Source organism: Mesorhizobium helmanticense, from assembly GCF_003034915.1.
GTDB classification, from domain to species: Bacteria; Pseudomonadota; Alphaproteobacteria; order Rhizobiales; family Rhizobiaceae; genus Mesorhizobium; species Mesorhizobium helmanticense.
The window spans coordinates 1-20,048 of sequence record NZ_PZJX01000075.1 but is presented as its reverse complement, the minus strand read 5'-3'; the positions used below and the strand labels follow the sequence as shown (position 1 = coordinate 20,048).

Below are 20,048 nucleotides of genomic sequence, written 5' to 3'. Positions count from 1 at the left end.
ACGGGTATTTGTCGACGGAGGCAGACGAGGAATTGATCGCGCAGCAGCCTCCGGTCAAGCTGGTGGACGAGCTTAAGGAGAGGGCGGGATAAACCATGTCCAAGTCTCCAAACCGCCCCCCACCACCTCCTCCCATCCGAGCGGTCTCAGCACGAACCGCAATCCAAAGGCATTACATCGCGCCCGGCAAGCCGATGCAGAACGGATTCGTGGAGAGTTTCAACGGCCGATTTCGCGATGAGTGTTTGAACGAAACGCTGTTCTCCACTCTCACGCAAGCGCGGGCAGCAATCGAACTATGGAAGGAGGACTACAACCGCAACAGACCACACTCAGCCTTGGGTAACATCACGCCCATCGAATTCGCCATGAAAATGGCGCTGGAAAAACAGGCCGCATGAGGCCAGAAATGAAGCGCCGGACTCTCCATTGAAATGGAGGGAACAAGGGTCTCAGGTCAAGCGGGAAGGCGAAATTGATCGCTGCCTGGGATGGACTGACTCCGGAAACGCAGATTGCCCTGCTAGTCGCGCGGAAGAAGCTATATCTATGGCGAAGTGCTCGAAACAGTGCTGACTAGCCAAAATGCCTACGTACGATACCTGGCGGCCAGAGACGTCAACCCTCTCGATGATAGCGACCAGCGGGCAAATGACATCACAACGATCCCGACCCCTTGGTTCGGTATGCGCACCTCGAAACAGAGGTTGGTTGGTTCGATGATCCTGAGGAGTTCTTCGCCCTCACGCACGAAACCCGGCTGGCCAAGGTGAGAAAGCTTACCAGCGGTGGGGAACAAGTTGCGAAGCTAATCTCGTACGCGGTCGAGCATCAACTTAGGAATGGTCGAATTTCGGAAATTCAGCTCGTCGAGATAGTCTCTGACTATTTGGACAAGTCTGAGTTCAAGGCAAGATTCATTGAGAGCCAATTCGACTACAACTGGGACGGCGGGTTTCAGTCCCGTAAGGATATCCAGGCTCTGTGGAATCTATGTCGCGGGTTGAGCGATCGTTGGCGATGGTCACAGCTCAGACGCCGAGATCGTGGACGCGGTTCGTAATCACATGCAGGTGGTCCTTTGCGTCCTGCATTTCGCCTATGGTAAAGCGCCGCCGACTTCCGTCATGCATCAAGCAGACGACCGCCGCTTCCTCGCCGCGCCATGGATTTGCTGAGGCCGACGACAAGCCGTGCGCTAAACAGTTTCGAAGGGTGGCCACTTCCTCGATATCGGCGAATAGCTGCGCCAGCCTCGGGTCACCGCGTTCGGCTTCCACATGAAGCCATCGGGCAAGCACTGGGGTTTTCGTCGGTGGCTTGCCCTCGGCCGCATGGATCGCAGCGAGGCGTTTGCGTATCGTCGTTTCAAGAAAGCCCCAAAGCAATAGAAGTTCGCCCACTGTCGCCATCAGGTCGCGCATGGTTGGGCCAGGTGGCGGGAGTCAGTCATGCGGCCAGATTTGCATGGGAACGGTCGTGTTGGAAGGCTGAGGCCAGAGCGCAACCAAATCCAGCGCAGAGTCCGAGCCCATACCACCACGCGCGATTGGCGGCCGCAAGCCCTCCCTAGGCCCATACCGCCGGCAGCTCCCAGGCTGAGGTTGCCGTCCAATCAATCGACCGGCTGCTGAGCATTCCATCGCCTGATGGCAATGATGGGACGCCGCTGGAATGTTCGGCTCGGAATCCGGAAAGCGCGAACAGCGGCATCGATGTCGGTGTCGCGATATCCAACCAGACGCGAGAGTCGGAACTGACGGATACGCCACCCTGCCCGCAGACGGTTCCCGCGACCTGGCTATCGCGTATGCAGGCCAGCCCGCATGATGAACGGCATATCACCCATGCAGTCTGGCTTTACTTACAGGTTTCCCTTGAGCCTGCGTCTGGTCGCGGAAATGCTGCTGCAGCGCGGGATCGTGGTTTCGTATGAGACAATCCGCGGTGGGCATTAAGGTCGGGCCGGATTGCGCTCGCCGCTTGCGCCATATGGATGAGGTTGTCATCACCATCGCTGGCAAGAGACACTGGTTGTGGCGCGCCGTCGGCCAGGACGGCTACGGCCTCGACGAGATCGTCCAGACCCGCCGCAACACCAAGGCGGCCAAGCGCTTGCCGAGGTGGCCGTTGAAGAAGCAGGTTGTTGCGCCGAAACGCGTGGTCACTGACAAGCTGCACTCCTATGGAGCGGCCAAGCGTCAAGTGATACCGGCCGTCGAACATCGATCCCACGAAGGCCTCAACAATCGCGCCGAGAATGCGCACGTGCCATTGCGAAAACGGGAGCGGACGATGCAGGGCTTCCGATCTCCAAGAGCACTGCAACGCTTCGTCTCGATCTTCTCGGCTCTGCGCAATCTCTTCGTCCCACCCCACTCAAAACGACCCGCTCTCGCCGCCCGCATCTCCGCCTGATGGCCTTCGCCGACTGGAAAGCCGTGACTGTGATCAGCTGACATCGACGGCCATAGGCCCTTAACGCATTGCAGACAACGTGACATCGCCATCGCAACTATTGGCTACGCGACAACCGTTGGGAGCGGACCTTCATGGCTACCGCGGACGACAGTGTCGGGTTTACGACGATGTCGAAGATCGGACATAGGCGGGGTCTGCTCAACACATTGTAATTGAAGGCTTTATTCCTTTGGCATGATTAGTGCTGCAGATGATCCGCAAACGTTGCACGCAACCGATACAATGAGATGAGAGGTGAGCGTCATCCGGATTCTTTGCGTTAACGGTCCATCAGTCTTCAAGGGGTGGCGGCCGCGCGGGCGCTGGCGCACGCCGGCCATCCCGATAGCCATCGAGCCTGTCTGCGTAGAACAGGAAGCAGGATGAAAGTGAGATCAGCATGAACTCGAAAATGAATGCGCATTTGAAATGTTTGGCCCAAGCAACTGCCATCGCCTTGCTCTGGAAGGTCAGCGCTACATCGGCGCACGAAGGTATGTGGATGCCGGGGCAGATTGCGGAAGTGGGCGCGGCCATGCGCGAGGATGGGCTCCAACTCGATCCCGCCCAGTTGCGCCGTCTGGACACTGGTCCACTCAACGCGATCGTATCACTGGGCGGATGTTCCGCCTCATTCGTCAGTCCACAAGGGCTGGTCGCAACCAACCATCACTGCGTGTTCGGATCCATCCAGTACAACAGCAAGGAGGGACAGGACTATCTGACAAACGGCTTTCTGGCGAAGAGCCTGGGTGACGAATTGCCCGCAGAGCCCGGCAGCCGCATCTATGTGATCGAGGATATCCGGGATGTAACCGCCGACATGCTAAAGGGCGTCTCGGACAAGCTGAACGGCTTTGCCCGCTATCAGCAGCTCGACACGAACCGCAAGGCGCTGATCGCCGCATGTGAAGGACAGCCCAATCGCCGCTGCGACGTAGGGTCCTATTATGGCGGCGCCTCCTACTATCTCCAACAGAAGCTCGAAATACAGGACGTGCGCCTCGTGTATGCGCCCGCGCTCGGCATCGGTAACTTCGGCGGTGAAACGGACAATTGGATGTGGCCGCGCCACACAGGCGACTTCGGCTTTTATCGCGCCTATGTCGCTCCTGACGGCTCCTCCCGGCCTTACGCGCGCGACAATGTCCCCTACGGGCCGAAGAGCTGGCTGCGCATCGCCTCTAAAGGTGTGCAAGAAGGCGATTTCGTGATGGTCGCCGGCTTTCCCGGAGCAACCAATCGGTTCCTCACCGCGGATGAAGTCCGGTTCAACTTCGCGGACTATGAACCGCTGCTGCAGCGTTTGTTGTCGGATTATGCGGCCCAGATCAACCAAGCCACGGCAGGTAATCGCGAAGCGCAGATCCGCTACGCCGCCATCCTGCGAGGCGTTGAAAACTACAAGAAGAAGCTGGCGGGCGATCTTGCCGGCGCCGACGCAATCGGGCTCGACGCGCGCAAGGCCATCGAGGAGAAAGCTTTTTGCGACTGGGTCGCAGACGATCCGGCGCGGCAGGCGCGCTATGGCGCAGCAATCCGCGAACTGGACGCCATGGTGGCCGAGAATAGCCGTGCCTCGCTCAAGGGGCTGCGGCAGGCGCTGCTGAACCGCGCGCAAATCCTCTCGTCCGCGCGCACTCTCTATCGCTGGGCGAAGGAGCACGAGAAGCCCGATGAAGACCGTGAAAGCGGCTTTCAAGATCGTGACCGTAACGAGACCGTCGATCAGCTGACGCAGATCGAACTCCGTTATCTGCCCGACATCGATCGCAAGCTGTTCGAGGCCGCGCTCGATGAGTATCGTCGGCTGGACGCAAAGGATCGCGATACTGCGTTCGAGACCGCTTTGGACCAAATTGGCCTTGACCGAGTTTATGCAGAGACCAAACTCGCCGACACGGCCACGCGGCTCGGCTGGCTCGGCAAGCCGGCTACTGCCTTCGAGGCGTCGGATGATCCTTTCATTAAGCTGGCGGTCGCGCTCTATCCCGGCGACATAGCTGCGGAGCGGGCGAAGAAAGACCGCGCCGGCCGCACGCAGGCGCCCCGCGCGACCTATATGCAGGGCCTGCGAGCCTATCGGCAGGCAATCGACCAGCCCGTGTATCCTGACGCGAATGGATCACTGCGCCTCACCTGGGGCAAGATAACAGGGCGAACGCGCGACGGGCAGATTTGGATGCCCTTCACCACGGCCGAGGGACTTCTGGCCAAGCACACTGGCAGGGGCGAGTTCGATGCGCCGGATGGGGTGGTTGCCGCGATTCGGGCCAAGGATTATGGCCCCTATGTCGCGCCAGCGCTGGGCACGTTGCCGGTCGACTTCATGTCCACGGTCGACATCACCAACGGCAACAGCGGCTCGGCGACGCTGAACGGGCGTGGCGAGTTCGTGGGTCTCGCGTTCGACGGCACGCTTGAGGGCGTGATCTCGGACTGGGCCCCCGACGCGGACCGCAATCGCAGCATCCATGTCGACAGTCGCTTCATGATCTGGACCATGGACAAGATCGACGGCGCGGGCCGGTTGCTCAAGGAAATGGGAGTGCGGCGGGCGCCGCGCTCCTGAGCGGATAAATAGAAAACGTTGGTAACACAGTGGCGCGGGCTACAGGTTCGGTGAAGACAGCCGATGCGGGAGGGAGCAATTCGGTTTCCGTATGGGAGGACGACCCCGGATCGGGGGTGCTTGTTAGCCGACCCATTCCAGACCTTTCCAAGAAGCCTCTTGCCTTTCGGTTTCCCAAGCCTGCTCCGGAGCCAAGCGTATACCCTCCCGGAGCGGCCGATTTCAGGTATTGGACTGCAGCGGAAGCGTTGCGACGAGGCGCAGATTTCTGGTCTGCGCGCGTTCCGCTGACGAAGTGGCAGGTCGGCGCGACCCTAAAGGTCATCCTATGCGAAGAAGTCGGTCTCAACGCCTATTATGATCGTACGGCACTTAACTTCTTCTACGACCCCTCTCCAACAGGCACCGTCTATTCGGGAGAGAGTCCGGATGTGGTTTGCCACGAGATGGGACACGCGGTGTTGGACTCCTTCAAGCCGGAGTTGTGGGACGTAGGCAGCCAGGAAGTCGCGGCATTCCATGAATCTTTCGCAGACATCAGCGCCATCTTGTCGGCTATCCAGCTACCGTCGCTCCGCACCGGCATACTGCAGGATACAGGCGGCCGCCTGTACAGGAACTCGCGGCTTTCTCGCCTCGCTGAGCAACTCGGCGCGGCCATCCGCGCGCAGCGTCCGGACGCTGTAGACGCGGACTGCCTGCGGAATGCAGTGAATTCCTTCGCGTACCTAGACCCGACGACCCTCCCCAACTCCGCTCCGGCAGCACACCTTTCCTCCGAGCCGCACTCGTTCTCGCGAGTTTTTACAGGCGCGTTCTTCGAATCGCTGGGTGCGGCCCTTTCTGCCAAGTCGCAAAATCCGGCGATGCCGACGGAGGCTGAATTGCTATCAGTTGCAAGCGATCTGGCTGGCGTTCTCATTAGCGCGATCAAAGCTTCGCCGGTGGTGTCCAACTGGTACGCCCAAGTTGCCGCGAATATGGTGATCGCAGCTGGCTCGGTGGATGCCAGATACCCGCCGATCATCAAAGCAATCTACGTGCGTCGTTTGATCCTTTCTCTGCACTCCGCAGCAAGCATTGCCTCTGTCCCGCCGATTGTCGGTGCGCCTGCTGCCGCGCAGGAAGAGCTGGCCGAGATAGCGTTGCCCGCAGACCACTACGGCATTAGCGGGGTGCTCTTCGTCAAGACGCCATCACAGAGTTGCCGTTTCGTCGCATTAAGCGCCGCCGGCGACTTGTCGTCGATACAGCCTCTGGGTGCAGAGACCGCGGCTCAGGTGTTCGTCGACGATCTATTTAGCCGAGGTCGTGTGGACTATGGCGAGGTGGTCTTGCCCGAGGCTCGGCTGGACCACGGACATAGGCTAAAGTCACATCGGCTGGTGAAGACCCCCGGGGGCGCGCGCTTGGCTAGGCTGCTATTCGATTGCGACTGCGGATGCCAATGATAAGATGGACAATATGATATGGAAGTTGATTAAGGAGAGCGAAGGTGCCATCCAAAAGGGAGGCCGGTGTAAGTCCCGGACGACGCCGACAAAGCGGCGTTCGTGCGGGGTTTGATCGAACGGGGCGAAGCCCTAGAGGCCAATTCCGACGGCTCTTTGCCTCCTGGGGCCACCCATCTGATTGTCGGCAAGACAGAGAATGGGCTGCCGATCGTAAGGCGCGCCAAGTTTAGCGCGTTCTAGCGCCTAAAATCTGACGCTTGGTTCGATAGATCCCTCCTTTGCGTCGATGTCGGACGACCCGGACTTCGAGTAGATGATAGATTCCACGATCATCCTCGCCATCAATATGCTTCGGGCGCTAAAATGGGGCTGAGGATCACGCCCTTGGCCATTCCCGCGGCGGCCCCACCGATGTACATATGGCCTTCAGAGGTCTGGCTGCCCGGTGCGCTTCACCTTGACCGCCGGCCACAGGGTGATTGCCTGCAGGCCCATGCCCTGAGCGACGGCTTGCCCGCCAAAGTCGTTATGGTCGATACTGCCAATGACGCAGATCGCCTGCACGCTAAGTGATCGCGGAAAAAGACGCCGTGGCGGTCATCGCCACACAACCCGTCTCCTGCTCAAAAATACCCTATCAACAAGCACGCCTACGCCACCTGATCGAATGTTACTTCTCTAAGGCCAAACAGTTCCGACGCTTCGCCATGATCCTGAACATCATCACCGGGTCGTAGGGAGGGCGGCCGCCCTTCGCGCCGTCGGAGCGCTTCAGCGCCTTGGCCAGTGGTTTGCGGAAGACCTCCCACGGCACCACCGCGTTCAGCTTTTCCAGCGGATCGCCCGCCTCGCTCAGCCGGACATAGCGCTCCTCAATATCCCAGAACCCCGCCTGTCCCCGCATCGATAGCCTCCATGCAAATCACCAGCGCAGTTAATCAGAAAACGATCGAGTTGGGGAGGTTCTTCGAGGTGTCCAGTTGACAAACCAGGTCGACGACAGCGCCGGCCCAAAATACCAGCCGCCTTGGGATTTCTGACCACCGCGTGGGCGGGAAGTACATCTACATTGGCTATATCCTGGGTGACAGCAATCCTGTGACATCGATCAACTTCGTTGCGTACGACGGAGCGCAATCGAATCCGCCCTCTGGTTGGCAATGGACTGGCCAAGACCTCAAACAAGGAGCAGGCGGGAAATACATTTACATGATCTGGAAAAACGGCGAATCAAGCAAGAAGCCCATCACAGCCCTCCAACTGCTTGTAACCAATCAATCCACACAGCCAGCTATCGCCGAGTATGAGGCAATCAATCAAGATCTGAATCAAGGTGCGGGTGGACCTTACATTTGGCCGTATTACAGCACGACAATTTCGATGCAACAGAAGGAAGAAGCCATCCTGGCAAAAGCATAGGCGAGCCATGGCCACGCTGCGTCTGCGCTGCAGTGAGCTGCGGCGCGGATGCGTACTACTTTGCAATCCGCCCTCAAGAACACTGCGCCACGGACGGCGTTTGTTTCACCTGGCGAAGATGAAGCACCGACCATTCCTTATGGATTTAGGTCGGGGACCGGGCTTTCTCCCACACTGACGTATACAGCGTTGATCGCGACGGCCTTCCCCTGCTGGTAGTTTACACCTCCGCGCCTCGGCGTCGGGATTGAAATAGACGCAGTCCGGCGGATTCTTGGCTTCCAGGATTTTGGGGTCAGGCGGCGCGCGCGGGAATTAGGTGCGTGGGCATTCACGTTCAGGCTTCTGAGGCGCTGGTCGATAGCTGTGACAAGGCCATAGATGCCGATTCTCAATTCTTGTGCAGCTTCAACTCGCCCTGAGCTGTCAGAAGGCTGCGCTCGATCTCAACGGCGATAGGCTCTGCGTCAACCCATAAATGTGCGGCAACAGGCTCGCGGCAGGTTTAATTTTCCAATGCCCTCTCAGGCGGGTATTTCGCTGACGTAAACCGACGTACCCAGCGGTGCCGACCATATGGTGTCTCGATCCCGAGCATACAGTACTGTCGTTATAGACCCAAATTGTCGCCTATCGAACAGACGCACCATAAGCGAGACCGGTGCGCAGCCCTCATTGCAAGAAAAGAAAAAAGAAACGCGACGCAAAGGTACGCCGGCCCGAATTGAGTATCAGTGCGGCACGCCCTCAGGATGGCACGTCACTTGCGTGGTCAATTTTGGGAGGCCGTTGTGATGGTTTCTCCACAACCAACGAGATGCGATAGCAATTGTACTGAATTGCTCGGCGCAACTGACGATTTCGGCTGAAGAGCTGCAGGCGTAGCGTGCCGAGACAGGGGATTAACTATGTCGCAGTCTGAGGTAGAGCGCTTCGTCGACGATCTGGCGAAAGACGACAGTCTGCTCGAAAAGGTAAAACGGAATGCTACGGGTCTCGCATGGATTGTGGCGATCGCAAAGAACCACGGCTACAATTTCACACTCGATGAGGCTAAGAGTTACATTCAATCGCGAAGCCCACACGAGTTGACCGATAAGCAACTCGATGCGGTCGTCGGCGGCAAGCATAATTCGAACGTTGCGACCTCGACCAAAGTTGTGCAGACCGCTGTGGTCGCTACCACCGCTGTGGAGGTAGTGGAAGCAGGTACGACTGTCGCAGAGGCAGCCGAAGCCGTTGTAGTCGTCGCTGCGGTCCTGATCTGACCGCTCACCTTAAGGTCTGAGCGTATCCACCGGTGCTCGATGAGACGTTGTGAAGAAAACTCAAAATCAGGCCACTCGTTGGAGCGATCATCGGATCCTTTGGCAGCTGGCCTGCGAAAATGCGACTTCAAAGGCCCGCCCGTAACCTCATGACACACGCTGCTGCCGAACATTACCGACAGATCTTTGACCGACGCACCCCCGGTCAGCTTCGGACATTGGCGCATATCAAGCGCTTCATGGAGCGCCTGGTCGGTGACAAGGCGTTCCGCAGCGCGCTTTTAGAGAATGTCGACGCCCCCCGAACGGTAAGCGAGCGTTACGGCATCGAAGTTGACCCGATGGAGATGCTCCCGCTGTGGCGCAGCAGCTACCTGAAATACCGCCTCAAGCCGGAGTGTGCATCGTGGCCGCTGGCTGTGATGTGGGACGAGTATATGCGCGAGATGTTGCGCCATCGCGACCTCCTGCGCGACCAAGGCGAAATGTCGATGATCAACCCTCGCTTTCATGCCTGGCGCACGCGCCAAATCCGGCGCTGCAACGGCGAATTGGGAGGATCGGCGCCGTCGATTACGCACCCCGTCATCGCTTTCGAGCTGAGCGAAGGCTGCACCGTCGGTTGCTGGTTCTGTGGCCTCTCGGCGGACCGCTTCAAGGGTTATTATGAATATAGCGAGGAGCATGCGGAGCTTTGGCGCGGCGTGGTCGGTGTTGCGACCGAGATGTTTGGTTCGGCAGCACGCACTGGCTTCTGCTATTGGGCCACAGATCCGATCGATAACCCGGACTACGACCGCTTTCTGTTCGACTACTATCAAATCACAGGCGCATTGCCACAAACGACGACGGCCTCCCCGCTCAAGGATCAGGCACTCACCAGGCGCGTGCTCGAACTGTTCAAACGCTACGGGGGCGTGACGAATCGTTTCTCCGTGCTAAGCACGAACCATCTCAATCAGATTCACGCGGCGTTTTCGCCCGAGGACCTGATGGGGGTCGAACTTATCCTGCAGGGCAAGGAGGCGCTGACCGCAAAAGCTTTCGCTGGGCGCGCACTCGCGCGGAAGGAGAAACTCAGGGCAGCCAACAACGACGATGCAATCGCTTTGCTGGATCGCGATCACACGACGATCGCCTGCGTTTCCGGCTTCCTCGTAAACATGCCGCGGGGACGAGTACAATTGGTGACGCCGGTACCAGGGAGCAAACGCTGGCCTCTCGGCTACCGCATCCTGGATGAGCGTTTTTTCAGGACGCCCGACGAGTTCCGTGACGGGCTCCAGAGCATCATCGACGAGCATATGCTCGAGAGCCCACCTCCCAACCTGCCGATCCGCTTCCGCGGAGACCTGCACTACGAGGCCGGGAGCCCGCACTTCCACCTCCGCTCACGCAACATTGAACACCGGATACTCGACGACGTCGCTCCGATCTCCGTTGGCGATCTGATCGCGTGCGGCGACTGCACAGCGTCGGAGTTGGCTGTGCGCGTCATAGCTGGCGGAGCGAGCGCCCTTGCAGTCGCCGATCTGCTAGACCAGTTGTACACGGCGGGGGTGATCGAAGAGGACCTCGACGACCGCTTTGCCTGGCAGACCAGCGAGGGGATAACGAGCCGCATCGAAGCGGCCAAAGACGCGGCCTCCCGCACGGGCGTCGACCATGCCGACTCGCCTTGAGATACTGGACTACGTCAGCCTAAAGGAGGTACGGCATCTTACCTATCCGGCAGTGTGGCGCGTGGTGACGAGCCGTTTCGCATCCACGGTCCGCGGCGTCGCGGCGCGCACAACCGACGTGACCGCAGGCCTTGCCCTGGCCGTGCCAGGCCCTTCCGGGCAGTTCGAACTCCTTTCAGTCTACGTCCTGCCTATGCTCCGCGGAATGGGCTTTGGCAGTTCCATGCTGGACGCGATCGAAGGGGAGTTCCGCCGTCTCGGCTTCAGGCTAGGCATTCATTTCCTGCGCGTCGGCGAGCACAATCAGGACGCCGCATGCTTTTTCGTGAAGAACGGCTGGACCCGACCCGTAGTCAACAAACTGGTCTGCCACACAACCGTGCCGCTGGCGTTCGAGACACCGTGGCTTGTCGAGGCGCGCCTGCCGGCCCGCTACCGCATCGTTGGCTGGCGGTCGATCGGCGCCGACCAGCGAACGATGATCCGGGATTTCGACGAAGCCGGCGTGAATGACGACGTTAATCCGTTCATCTACGAGGAGGATAGTGACCCGCACACGAGCTTGGCGCTCGTTGATGCCGACGGCGGAACGGTGCGTGGCTGGGCGATCACCCACCGGCTCGACACCAGCACTTTGCGCTGGACCTGCTCGTTCATCCATCCCAGTCTCCAGGCAATGGCCTTGGTGCGGCCGCTGTGGCTCGAAGTAACGCGCCGCCAGCGCGCTTTTCCCGAACTGGTCAACATCATGTTCACGGTTCCGGTCACGGAGCCACGCATGGCTCGCTTTGCACTCCGGCGCATGAGACCGTGGCTAAGCGACCTCGCCTATGCCTGCATCACCATGAAAAGAGTGGCATGAGATGAGCGCCGATGTGCAGATCGTCTTAGTCAACATGCCGATGTCGGCAATTGAACGGCCGTCACTGGCGCTTGGTCTGCTAAAGTCGGTGCTGACCCGGGCCGGACTGCGATCCAAGATAGTGTATGCCAACATCTGGTTCCTGGAATACGCGGGCCTCGCCGACTACAATATGCTTGAGGGTTCCCCCCCTGAGGATGCGCTTGTTGACTGGCTGTTCGCCGGCATCGCTTTTCCTGACTTCGAAGCAGACCACGATGTCTTCCTCGACCGCTATTTCGAGCGCAATCCGATACACCCTAACAAAGGTTTGGCCGAGCGTCGTGCCCATTTCCGTGAGTTGCGCTCGCTTATCGGCGGCTTCATCGACTGGACAGCCGACAAGATACTGGAGCAACGGCCGGCCATGGTCGGGTGCACCTCGACTTTCACCCAGCATGTTCCCTCGCTCGCGTTGCTGCGCCGACTGAGCGAGCGCTCACCGGGCCTAGTGACTCTCATGGGTGGCGCAAACTGCGAATCGGTCATGGGGCGTACTACTCACGCGCGTTTCCCGTGGGTTGACTACGTCGTGTCGGGTGAAGCTGACGCACTGATCGGCGCCCTGTGTTGCGACATCCTCAATCACGGTAGAGACATTCCATCGGCCGACCTGCCATTCGGCGTTTTCGGTCCAGGGCATCGCGAGGCCGGCTATCCCGCCACGTCGATGGGCGACTCGGTGCCCCGCGCAGTGGTCGAAAACATGGATAATCTGCCGCTGCCCGATTTCTCGGACTATTTTGCCGAACTTGGGCGATCGCTCTACGCCGACCGCGTCTATCCCGGGCTGCCGATGGAGTTCTCTCGCGGCTGCTGGTGGGGCGCGCGCAGCCCCTGCACGTTCTGCGGACTGAACGGCGGATCGATGACCTATCGCCAGAAACCGGCCGGGCAGGCCGCAGAGGAGATGATAGAGATGTCGGCGCGCTACGGCTCGTCGCGCATCGAAGCGGTCGACAACATTCTGGCCCTTGACTACGTCGAAAAGACCCTGCCTCGCCTCACCGCCCTACCCGACAAGCTTGCGATCTTCTTCGAAGTCAAAGCCAATCTGAAGCGCCATGAAGTCGAGAAGTTGGCTGCCGCCGGCGTCCGCTGGATCCAGCCAGGTATCGAGAGCCTGGATACCCGTGCTTTGAAGCTGATGGGCAAGGGAACGACGTCAGCGCACAATGTTCAGCTCTTGAAATGGTGCCGCCAGTATGGCGTGCGGGTCAGTTGGAGCATACTGTGGGGCTTTCCCGGAGAGAGCGACGCTTGGTATGGCGAAATGGCCTCCTGGCTGCCGCTGCTGCATCATCTCCAGCCAGGACATGCGGTGCGGTTGCGCTACCAGCGCTACAGCCCCTATCATCGCGCAGCCGACAAACATGGGCTGAAGCTGCGCCCGGCCGCCTCCTATCGCTCCGTCTATCCGCTCTCGGAGCCCGATCTCGCGGATCAGGTCTACTACTTCGAAGACTGTGAAGACAGCGATGTCGGCGGCCATTTCGCTGCGCGCGACGCGAACCGCCGCCCGGGGCTGCATGCCGTTACCCAGGGTATCGATGCCTGGCTGAAAGCCTGGTACGAGCCGAAGCTGCCCATGCTGTCGATGCGCGACAGCGGCGACGAGATCACGGTCGAGGACACGCGCGCCATAGCAGTGGAGCCTGAACACCGGGTCAAAAGCCTCGCACGCGAAATTCTTCTAGCTGCGGACGAAGGCATGCCAGACGCCCGTCTGCGCGAACGGCTGAGCACGGCGAATGTGATGCAGACCGAGATCGACGAGGCGATAGCCGACATGATCGCTCGCAAGCTGATCGTGCGGCTGGACGCGCGGCTGGTTGGGCTCCCGCTCTGGAATCCCTATACACCAATGCCCGCGCCGACCGCGTTTCCGGGAGGCTATTTCGACCGACGTGTCATGCCCGTAAGGCCGCCACGTGAATGAGGACAACTGCCATTTGCATATTCGCAGGGCGACAGCCGTTGGTGTTCTCAGCTGCCTGGGGAGAGAAAATGCTGAAACCTGTGACGACGAGCGCAGAGAGCCCACGTGCCCTTCGTGATCCTGAGCATTTGAACCAAGCGATCCAACTCACATCGCGGTCGACGTGGATTCTGCTTGTTGCACTCGCGCTTTTCGTAGCTGGCGCGGTGGCTTGGGGGTTTCTTGGCCGGCTCGCCTTCCATGCCAAGGGTCAAGGCGTCATTCTGCTCGATCGCAGCGTCGTTGCCGACGTGGTAGCCCGGACAGGGGGCACAGTCGCGCAAATTCACGTCAAACCCGGGGACATGGTCACCCTCGGCGATCTTTTGGTCACGGTTAAGCTCGACGAGGTCGCGGAGCGCCTTGAGCAGGCGCGGATCGCTGTCCAAGCGCAACGCGCGGAGTCTGAAAATTACGACAAGACTTCGCATGCAGATGTGGAGCGGCGCAGGCAGACTCTCAACCAAGAGATTTCATCGCTTAAGGCCAGCCTTGCAGATGCAGAGAAGAACCGCGAGATGATTCAAGGCCTGTACGAGGGCTTTGTGACGGAAGTGAAGCGCGGTTTTGCCACCCGCATCCAGGAACAGCTTGAGTTCGACCGCCTCATCGACGTGCAGCGCTCCATCCGTCAAATGACCGACCAGATTCGGAAGTTACAAACTGAGGAGATCGAATTCGAAGACTTGGTTCATCGCAGCCTAACCGAACTGCGCATAAAGGTCATCGACGCGGAAGCCAGCTACCGTGATCTACAGGTGCAATTCAAGGTCGGCTCCGCGATCCGCAGCCCGGTCGACGGCACGGTCAGTGAGATTACAACCCAGCCCAATGCGACGGTTGCCGCTGGAATGAACCTGATCACGGTCGAATCCGGTACTTTGGAGAGACGACGCATGATCGTTCACGCCTACTTGCCGATCGACCAAGGCAAGCGCGTGGTTCCCGGCATGCATGCACTTATCAGTCCTTCGTCCATCGATGAACAAATCTACGGGTCGATCAGGGGCCAGGTCAGCCAAGTGAGCCTGCTGCCGGTGTCCCGGGGTGACTTACTGGCCGTGCTCGGTAACGAGGCGCTCGTCAACACGATGATGGGCGCTGGCGCTCCGGTGCGCATCGAGATCGAGCTTGAGGCAGATCCGGATACAAGGGACGGCTTACACTGGACGTCTGCCGCCCGTCCGCTGACAGAGGTGACGCCCGGCACGACCGCCGCCGTCAAAATCGTAGTGGACCGCGTCAATCCTCTCTCCCTTGTGCTGCCGATCGTGCGGACATGGACGCAATTGTGACCAGCCGTGAGTTCACCCTGCGGCTGCGGCGGGCTGTCGCCACGCCAACAGTGTTGCAGATGGAGGCGGACTGCGGCGCTGCGGCGCTGTCCATGGTCCTGGGGCATTTCCACCGTTTTGTCCCGTTGGACGAACTGCGCCAAGCCTGCGGCGTCTCGCGTGACGGTGCGCGCGCCAGCAATATAGTCAAGGCGGCGCGGGACTATGGCCTAGAGGCGCGCGGGCAGCAGTTGCCGATTGAAGCGCTCAGCTCGCTTGCACTGCCATTCATCGCCCACTGGTCGGCCGACCACTTCGTCGTAGTCGAAGGCCGGTCAGGTCGCGGTGTGCGAATCAACGACCCGGCCCTCGGCCGACGCATTGTCGGTCACGAAGAATTCTACGAAAACTATTCGGGCGTCGCACTAGAGTTTAGGCGCGGACCCGATTTCAAACCAGGCGGCTACAGGCAGGGTATGCTGCGGAGCCTGTTCGGCTGGACATCTGGGTCAAGAGCCGCGCTCGTCGTGATGGCGGCCACGACCGTCATGCTTGCGCTGCCGTCGATTCTACTTCCTGCGCTCATCAAGGTGTTCGTCGACGAGGTCTTGGTACGCCGATTCGACACCTGGCTGTTTCCCATCATCGTGGCCCTGCTCTTCGGAGTCGCATTGGCGGCCGGCGTCACTTGGCTGCAACAACGCGTGCTGATGCGTCTACAGCTGAAATTGGCGGTGATGATCGGTGCGCGCTTCCTCTGGCACGTGCTGCGCCTCCCACTGCTGTTCCTTACGCAGAGCCAGCACGGCGACATCGTCAGCCGCGCGCATTCGGCCAATCAGCTTGCCATTCTGGTTTCCGGTCCCCTGCCGACCGCGGCCGCCCAGTTCGCGATGGTGATTATCTATGCAGGCGTGATGGCGGTCTACAGCCTGCCACTCACCATCGTCGCGATTTTGTTGGTGGCCTGCAACCTCGCTGCTGTCGGACTTGTGCGCCGCAGATTGAAGGACAGCAACATGGTCATCCTCAATATAAACGCAAAAATAGCCGCCGCCGCGATGTCCGGCCTTCAGTCGATCGAGACCATTAAGGCCATGGGCTCCGAGTCGGATTTCTTCCGTATTTGGTCGGGCTACCAGGCGCGCGCGGTGAACCAGTTCCAGTCGCGCGAACGCATCTCCCTGTGGCTAGGGGCGGCGCCGACCCTGATCGGGCAAATCATGACGGCAACGGTTCTCTGCTTCGGCGCGGTCCTGATTATCTGGGGCGAGATGACCATAGGCGGACTACTGGCGTTCCAGATGCTGCTCGGCAGCTTCATGAACCCCTTGCAGCAGATCGTCGACCTCAGCCTTCAGCTTCAGGAGGCAAAGGGCCACTGGACGCGGCTCGAGGACATCCTTGCGGCGAAGAGCGATCCGCTGATCGAGGGGCATCCGGCGAAGACGACAGCACCGGCAGCGGAACCGCCCCAACAACTCTCCGGGCGAGTCGAGGTTGGTGACCTAAGTTTTGCCTACGGCGCCTTCGACTTGCCCGTACTGCACGACATCAACCTGAAGGTCGAGCCGGGGCAGCGAGTCGCCTTCGTGGGTGGCAGCGGCAGCGGCAAGTCGACCCTGGTTCATCTTATGCTCGGTCTCTACACGCCGCGCTCGGGAAGCGTGCTCTACGATGACTGCCCGGTTGCCGAGGTGCCCCGCGACGTCTTCACCTCGAACGTCGCTTGGGTGGATCAGGACATCCGCCTGTTCGAGAGCACAATTCAAGACAACCTCGCCTTGTTCAATCGTGCTACCAGCCCGGCATCGATCGTGCGCGGGGCGCGGGACGCTTGTATTCACGAAACGATTCTGGGACGTCCCGGCGGATATGAGGGCATACTGACCGAGGGGGGCACCAATCTGAGCGGAGGCCAGCGCCAGCGCCTCGAGATTGCCCGCGCCCTCGCCCGCAACCCGAGGATTCTGGTGCTGGACGAGGCGACTGCCGCGCTCGATGCCGTCACCGAAGCGCAGATTGACCAGAACATGCGGCTGAGGGGCATGACATGCCTTATCGTTGCTCAGCGGCTCAGTACCATTCGTGACTGTGATCAGATCTTCGTGCTCGAGAATGGTACCATTGTCGAAAGAGGCACGCATGAAGAGCTCAAGGCGGCCAACGGCATCTATGCCGGCCTTGTGGGGGCTGGATGAACATCGTCGACGTCCTCCTGAACAATAGCGCCCGGCTCAATGCGATCATAGCGCAGAGTTGGAAGGCACCCGGATCGACGCTCGCGTCGGCGCTGGGCATTGCCGAACAGCGCCGGATCGTGGGCGGAAACAACACGCTCGATGTCACGACAGTGGACCGGATATGGCTCGTGCTTTCGGGATCCGTCGAAGTATTTCTTGTGGACAGGCACGGCCGGTACCCGTTTCTGTCAGTCGATGCGGGTGGGCTGATCGATCCCCTGCCAGCCGGCGATGAGTTCCGCTTCATCGGCGTGCCATCAGCCGACACTGAGATCGTCGAGACGACGCGCAAGGCGCTGTGGGAGCTTGCGTCGAACGCAGAGGCCCGACCGGCGCTCGAACAGGCCCGGCGCGGCTGGCTTACGTTGCTGGCCCGATGGCAGACCGGGCCGTCCCGCCAAGACGCAGGCTTGGCACTTACCGAAACGGCCGTAAGGGCCGCTATCGCCAGCCGTGCTGGGGAACTTGCCCAGAATTCCGCGGCGCATGAAGCAGCACGCCTCACGGCGGAAGGCGATTTCGCCACGGAATTGGGCAACCTCGTTGATCTGATAAGCATCAAAACGACGGTCGAAGGCAGTGAGGAAACCGAGACGATCGCCATGATCGTTGCCCGCGTGGCACGCGCGCTCGGCCATCCAGCGCTGTCGCCATGTCGCAATCAGATCACGACACCCCCGCTGGCCCTGGCCATCGATGAGATCGCCCGGGACACCCACCTACAGTATCGGGCACTGATCTTGCAGGACCGTTGGTGGGAAAACGACCTCGGCCCGCTTCTAGGGACGGTCGGACCGGAATCCGCCCCCTGCGCTCTGATTCGCTCCGGCAATCGTTATCTGTGTTACTGCCGTGGCGCCCCGCAGCCAGTGGATGCCAAGACCGGCGCTACGATCAACCGCACCGCCTACGCCTTCTACATCCCGCTTCCTGAGGGCATGCCAACCGGTTGGCGCATCCTGCGCTTCGGCCTGCATAACTGCCGTGCCGACGTGCTCGCCATCATCGCTACGATGGTTCTGACCGGCCTTTTCTCACTCGCCTCCCCGACGGTCCTCGGTTGGCTGCTGGACCCGATCATTCCAGATGCCGAACTCGACCAAGTCGGCGTGATCGGCGGTCTGCTGCTATTTTTGGCGCTCGGCATGACCAGCACAAATCTCGTGGAGTCGCTGAGCAGCCTGAGATTGGAGGCGCGCGCGGACAACCGCATCCAGGCCGCTGTGTGGATCAGGCTCCTCAACCTGCAGGCGCCATTCTTCCGCGGCTTCACGGCCGGCGACCTCGCCAGTCGCGCCAATGGCATCAACGTCACCCGCAAGCTGATCAGCCGATCGTTCAAGACGTTCTTCTCGGGCTCTGTGTCGATGATCTTCAGTGTCGGCCTGATGCTCTACTTCGAATGGCGCGTGACCTTGCTAGTGGTGCTCGTCTCGGCGCCGTTCGCCGGCGTTGCCTTTCTGATCGGCAAGAGCATCCTGAGCTACAATCTCGAATCGCTCGAGCTGTCGGGAAAGCAGCAGGGCACTGTCCTGCAGCTGCTGGGCTCTGTCGCGAAGTTGCGGGTGGCCGGCGCCGAGCGCGAGGCATTCCTCATTTGGCTCCGCACCTACCGCCGCACGGTGACCCTCAGCCTGCGGCAGAGCGTCCTGAGCAATCGTCTCTATATTCTGCGATCTGGCTTCGGACCGATGATGACCGTGGTCGTGCTGGTTGTTCTGGGTGCGCACAGCGGAAACCTGTTCGCCTTCTTCCGCTCGACGAACGACCCGCGTCCCTATACGCCGCTGATGTCGGTCGCCGAGTTTGCGAGCTTCAACGTTGCTCTTGGCCAGTTCGTCAGCGCAGTCATGTCGCTGACCCGCGCGTCGCTGTTCATCGTCATGCTGCAACCTTACTTCCAGCGCGTCCGTCCGATCCTCGAGGCGAAGGAGGAACGTATCGGTCAGGGCAGCCGGGTCTCGCAGCTGAGCGGCGAGATCGAGTTGCGCGACGTGCGTTTCCGCTATGCGCCGGACGCGCCCCTTGTTCTCAAGGGCCTGTCGATGCGCATCCCGGCCGAGCGCTTTGTCGCCTTGGTCGGCTCATCCGGTGCTGGCAAGTCGTCCATCATCCGGCTCTTGCTGGGCTTCGACGTCCCCGAGTCTGGCAATATTTATCTCGACGGTACCGACCTCCGCTTTGTTGATCTCCAGAATATGCGGCGCCAATACGGCGTCGTGTTGCAAAACGGCCGCCTGCTAGCGGGCTCAATCTACGACAACCTCGCAGCCGGCCTCCCGCTTTCCGAAGATGAGGCAATGGAGGCGCTGCGCGTTGCCGCCCTCGATGATGTGGTCAAGGATCTCCCCATGGGCCTACACACCGCCATCGCCGAGGGCGGCGTGACGTTCTCCGGAGGCCAGCGCCAGCGGCTGCTGATTGCGCGCGCTGTCACACGCAAACCGCGCGTCGTGATCATGGACGAGGCCACCAGCGCGCTCGACAATGTCACGCAGCGTCGCGTCATGGACAATCTGCGCAGCCTCCAGTGCACCCGGGTCGTCATCGCTCAGCGGATCTCAACTCTGGAGTCAGCCGACCTGATCTACGTTATCGATGACGGCCGCATAACTGAAAGCGGCAGTTATCTCGAGCTGTTGCAACAGGGGCGGCTCTTCAAGCAGCTCGCACAACGCCAGCTTCTCTAAAAAGGAAGTGTGCCGCTGCTCGTGGCAATTTCAGACGCGGATGGTGTGCACATCGTCTGACGAGCACCTGCACGTCGGTTGCTCCTGATCCGCTGGACGTTGCGGGG

Annotated in this window: 12 protein-coding genes and 3 pseudogenes; 13 read left to right on the top strand and 2 right to left on the bottom strand. The window is 60.2% G+C overall.

Annotation, left to right across the window (positions count from 1 at the left end):
• Positions 1-161: 161 nt before the first annotated feature.
• Positions 162-401, top strand: a pseudogene (locus tag C9427_RS32405) (integrase core domain-containing protein); the annotation flags it as partial.
• Positions 402-1,031: 630 nt separating this feature from the next.
• On the opposite strand, the gene C9427_RS32395 reads toward C9427_RS32405, so the two are convergent.
• Positions 1,032-1,424 (bottom strand): hypothetical protein, encoded by a 393-nt coding sequence (locus tag C9427_RS32395; protein ID WP_107653046.1) that lies wholly within the window; start codon positions 1,422-1,424, stop codon positions 1,032-1,034.
• Between the two features lie 386 nt (positions 1,425-1,810).
• On the opposite strand from C9427_RS32395, the pseudogene C9427_RS32390 reads away from it, so the two are divergent.
• The 4 genes and pseudogenes from C9427_RS32390 to C9427_RS35070 form a co-directional block, all read left to right on the top strand.
• A pseudogene (locus tag C9427_RS32390) lies at positions 1,811-2,459 on the top strand (IS6 family transposase).
• Positions 2,460-2,860: 401 nt separating this feature from the next.
• On the top strand, positions 2,861-5,032 hold the full coding sequence (locus C9427_RS32385; RefSeq protein WP_245437264.1) for a S46 family peptidase: 2,172 nt from the start codon (positions 2,861-2,863) through the stop codon (positions 5,030-5,032).
• A gap of 50 nt (positions 5,033-5,082) precedes the next feature.
• Positions 5,083-6,483 carry a gluzincin family metallopeptidase gene (locus C9427_RS32380; RefSeq protein ID WP_107653044.1) on the top strand — a complete coding sequence of 467 codons (1,401 nt, stop codon included), beginning with the start codon at positions 5,083-5,085 and terminating at the stop codon, positions 6,481-6,483.
• Positions 6,484-6,763: 280 nt separating this feature from the next.
• Positions 6,764-7,193 (top strand): annotated as a pseudogene (locus C9427_RS35070) (transposase family protein); the annotation flags it as partial.
• Here the strand turns inward: C9427_RS35070 and C9427_RS32375 are convergent.
• Positions 7,157-7,390 carry a transposase gene (locus C9427_RS32375; protein WP_245437263.1) on the bottom strand — a complete coding sequence of 78 codons (234 nt, stop codon included), beginning with the start codon at positions 7,388-7,390 and terminating at the stop codon, positions 7,157-7,159. The pseudogene C9427_RS35070 and the gene C9427_RS32375 overlap by 37 nt on opposite strands.
• 143 nt (positions 7,391-7,533) lie before the next feature.
• On the opposite strand from C9427_RS32375, the gene C9427_RS32370 reads away from it, so the two are divergent.
• From C9427_RS32370 to C9427_RS32335, 8 genes are all read left to right on the top strand, one after another.
• Positions 7,534-7,905, top strand: a complete 372-nt coding sequence (locus tag C9427_RS32370; protein ID WP_107653043.1) for a hypothetical protein — start codon at positions 7,534-7,536, stop codon at positions 7,903-7,905.
• A 908-nt stretch (positions 7,906-8,813) separates the two neighbouring features.
• The gene (locus tag C9427_RS32365) at positions 8,814-9,173 is read left to right on the top strand and encodes a Nif11-like leader peptide family natural product precursor (protein WP_107653042.1); all 360 of its coding nucleotides are present in this window, start codon (positions 8,814-8,816) and stop codon (positions 9,171-9,173) included.
• Between the two features lie 149 nt (positions 9,174-9,322).
• Positions 9,323-10,855, top strand: a complete 1,533-nt coding sequence (locus C9427_RS32360) for a radical SAM family RiPP maturation amino acid epimerase (protein WP_167434572.1) — start codon at positions 9,323-9,325, stop codon at positions 10,853-10,855.
• The gene (locus C9427_RS32355) at positions 10,839-11,717 is read left to right on the top strand and encodes a GNAT family N-acetyltransferase (RefSeq protein WP_107653040.1); all 879 of its coding nucleotides are present in this window, start codon (positions 10,839-10,841) and stop codon (positions 11,715-11,717) included. The genes C9427_RS32360 and C9427_RS32355 overlap by 17 nt, the downstream gene beginning before the upstream one ends.
• A 1-nt stretch (position 11,718) precedes the next feature.
• Entirely contained in the window at positions 11,719-13,695 is a 1,977-nt protein-coding gene (locus C9427_RS32350; protein ID WP_107653039.1) for a RiPP maturation radical SAM C-methyltransferase, read from the top strand.
• Positions 13,696-13,763: 68 nt separating this feature from the next.
• Complete coding sequence (locus C9427_RS32345; protein WP_167434571.1) at positions 13,764-15,029, top strand: NHLP bacteriocin system secretion protein; 1,266 nt, start codon at positions 13,764-13,766, stop codon at positions 15,027-15,029.
• Entirely contained in the window at positions 15,014-17,209 is a 2,196-nt protein-coding gene (locus C9427_RS32340; RefSeq protein WP_107653037.1) for an NHLP family bacteriocin export ABC transporter peptidase/permease/ATPase subunit, read from the top strand. Before C9427_RS32345 ends, C9427_RS32340 begins: the two co-directional genes overlap by 16 nt.
• Positions 17,206-19,941, top strand: a complete 2,736-nt coding sequence (locus C9427_RS32335) for an ATP-binding cassette domain-containing protein (RefSeq protein WP_107653036.1) — start codon at positions 17,206-17,208, stop codon at positions 19,939-19,941. The genes C9427_RS32340 and C9427_RS32335 overlap by 4 nt, the downstream gene beginning before the upstream one ends.
• Positions 19,942-20,048 lie beyond the last annotated feature (107 nt).

Coding starts and splice junctions, on each gene's coding strand:
- C9427_RS32340 (WP_107653037.1), top strand. CDS start 15,014: ATGGACGCAATTGTGACCAGCCGTGAGTTCACCCTGCGGCTGCGGCGG.
- C9427_RS32375 (WP_245437263.1), bottom strand. CDS start 7,390: ATGCGGGGACAGGCGGGGTTCTGGGATATTGAGGAGCGCTATGTCCGG.
- C9427_RS32335 (WP_107653036.1), top strand. CDS start 17,206: ATGAACATCGTCGACGTCCTCCTGAACAATAGCGCCCGGCTCAATGCG.
- C9427_RS32355 (WP_107653040.1), top strand. CDS start 10,839: ATGCCGACTCGCCTTGAGATACTGGACTACGTCAGCCTAAAGGAGGTA.
- C9427_RS32365 (WP_107653042.1), top strand. CDS start 8,814: ATGTCGCAGTCTGAGGTAGAGCGCTTCGTCGACGATCTGGCGAAAGAC.
- C9427_RS32360 (WP_167434572.1), top strand. CDS start 9,323: ATGACACACGCTGCTGCCGAACATTACCGACAGATCTTTGACCGACGC.
- C9427_RS32345 (WP_167434571.1), top strand. CDS start 13,764: ATGCTGAAACCTGTGACGACGAGCGCAGAGAGCCCACGTGCCCTTCGT.
- C9427_RS32385 (WP_245437264.1), top strand. CDS start 2,861: ATGAACTCGAAAATGAATGCGCATTTGAAATGTTTGGCCCAAGCAACT.
- C9427_RS32395 (WP_107653046.1), bottom strand. CDS start 1,424: ATGCGCGACCTGATGGCGACAGTGGGCGAACTTCTATTGCTTTGGGGC.
- C9427_RS32350 (WP_107653039.1), top strand. CDS start 11,719: ATGAGCGCCGATGTGCAGATCGTCTTAGTCAACATGCCGATGTCGGCA.